Below are 828 nucleotides of genomic sequence, written 5' to 3' on the forward strand. Positions count from 1 at the left end.
GCACGCCGGGCGCCGGATCCTGACCAGAAGTCTGATTGAGGAGGGGGCGAGGCGGGCGTAACGTGTTACCGGTCAAAAGCTCAGCCATCGCTCGCCGCCCGCACCCGGGCGGCCATTCAGGGAGGCAAGGATGCCCCGCACGAATCCGAAGAATCCGGCGTATTCCGTCTGGCGGCGCAAGCCCGTCGGTGACCTGAACGAAGAGGCGGAGAGCAGTGGTCTCTTCAAATCCCTCGGGTTGTGGCAGCTCACCGCGATCGGCGTCGGCGGCATCGTCGGCGTCGGGATCTTCTCGCTCGCGGGCCTCGTCGCGCACGGCGATGCCACGAACCCCGGTGTCGGGCCCGCGGTCGTCATCTCGTTCCTCATCGCCGGACTGGCGTCTGCGGCCGCCGCTCTCTCGTACGCCGAATTCGCGGGAATGATCCCCCGGGCCGGATCGGCGTACAGCTACGGCTACGTCGCGCTCGGCGAGATCACCGGATGGTTCATCGGCTGGGATCTGCTCCTGGAGTATGTGGCCATCGTGGCCGTCGTCGCGATCGGGATCTCCGGCTACCTCGATGCGTTCCTCTCCGGCTTCGGCGTCCACCTGCCGACCGCGGTCACCGAGACGTTCGACCAGCCCGGCGGCGTCGTCAACATCCCGGCGATCCTGATCTGCCTGCTCGTGACGTTCCTCCTCAGCCGCGGCACCAAGACCTTCGGCCGGTTCGAGCTGGTGGCGGTCGGGATCAAGATCCTGCTGATCCTTTTCATCGTGGGACTCGGCATCTTCTACATCAACACCGACAACTACACCCCGTTCATGCCGTCCGGCTTCGGCCC

At 66.2% G+C, this 828-nt stretch carries 1 protein-coding gene; it reads left to right on the top strand.

Annotation, left to right across the window (positions count from 1 at the left end):
* Positions 1 to 130: 130 nt before the first annotated feature.
* On the top strand, positions 131 to 828 hold a 698-nt coding region (locus ACNPM4_RS18195), incomplete at its 3' end, for an APC family permease (protein WP_448986630.1).

This window comes from Microbacterium umsixpiens, assembly GCF_053543675.1.